We start from the raw sequence: 1086 nt of genomic DNA, 5'->3' as shown, positions 1-1086 counted from the left end.
CCCAACAAATGTATATATTGCTGAACGGAGTGTAGCATATTTCACAGTGGAAGTCACCGACTAACGTTAACATAGAAAAGCTTGCAAGTTCGTGTTGGCCATCTTGCAAGCCTAATACCATACAAATATTCAAATCTTCTATATCAATGATCTAAAATGCAGTTTGAATCGGAAGAGGCGCCCTCTTCATACCAAGCCGGGAAGTTCGTTCCCCATACATTGTTATTCAAGTTCACATGCATTCCGCCTTTGAGTGGAGGAAAGGAATGATCAAACTGTAAAAATCTTCGTTCACCGGGGCATACAAGCGCTGCATCCAATGTTTCAATTGCTAAAGCAATAAAAACAGCCCAATTATTAGCATGGTGGCATTAGTCGAATGAAGAATCATCGCCATAAAAAGCTTCCAATTTTTTATTGTTAATGTAGACTTGGCCCTTCTTTATGCTTACAGTTTCACCAGGAAGCCCCACGACTCTTGCAATATCAGTGTCTTGGTTTTTATTTTTCTTTTTTTTAAAAACCACAATATCCCCGCGGGAAACCTTACTCCGCTCATAGTATTTCATGTCCGACATTACTTCGCTGTTCAGGCTAAACGGATGCGCAGACCCGTAATCCGTTTCAGAAACCATTCCGTCCGTTCTTACCTTCGTTTTCGTTAACGCAGGGTCAGTCTTCTCAATCACCTTTATCTTCTCTTCTGTCACGGTGTCAGTAACGGTTTCGGTACAGCCGTTCAAAATCAAAACAATGAGTAGGATGAAACCTAGAACCGTTATGTTATGTCTCAAAACACTACACCCTTTCAATTTCGATTTAGTGTTGTTTACTCTCTATTACATAATAATTAAAAAATATCCGTTTTCGAACATTTTTTATGTTATATTGTTGAACTAATCTGCCCGTTATTTTAATAAAAGACATGCTCTTAACATGACTAAAAAATCAAAAAACCCGACCTCACGAGGTCGGGTTTCTTCATGGTATTGGTGCCCGTTATTTTAATAAAAGACATGCTCTTAACATGACTAAAAAATCAAAAAACCCGACCTCACGAGGTCGGGTTTCTTCATGGTATTGGTG

At 39.0% G+C, this 1086-nt stretch carries 1 protein-coding gene; it reads right to left on the bottom strand.

Translation table 11 applies throughout. The features are described 5' to 3' along the window. Positions 1-371: 371 nt before the first annotated feature. Positions 372-794, bottom strand: a complete 423-nt coding sequence (gene lepB, locus AC1DSE_RS35685; RefSeq protein ID WP_477512260.1) for a signal peptidase I — start codon at positions 792-794, stop codon at positions 372-374. Positions 795-1086: the final 292 nt, after the last annotated feature.

The sequence above is a fragment of the Paenibacillus sp. 01L418 genome (genome assembly GCF_056400045.1).
This window is presented reverse-complemented; position numbering and strand designations above follow the sequence as displayed.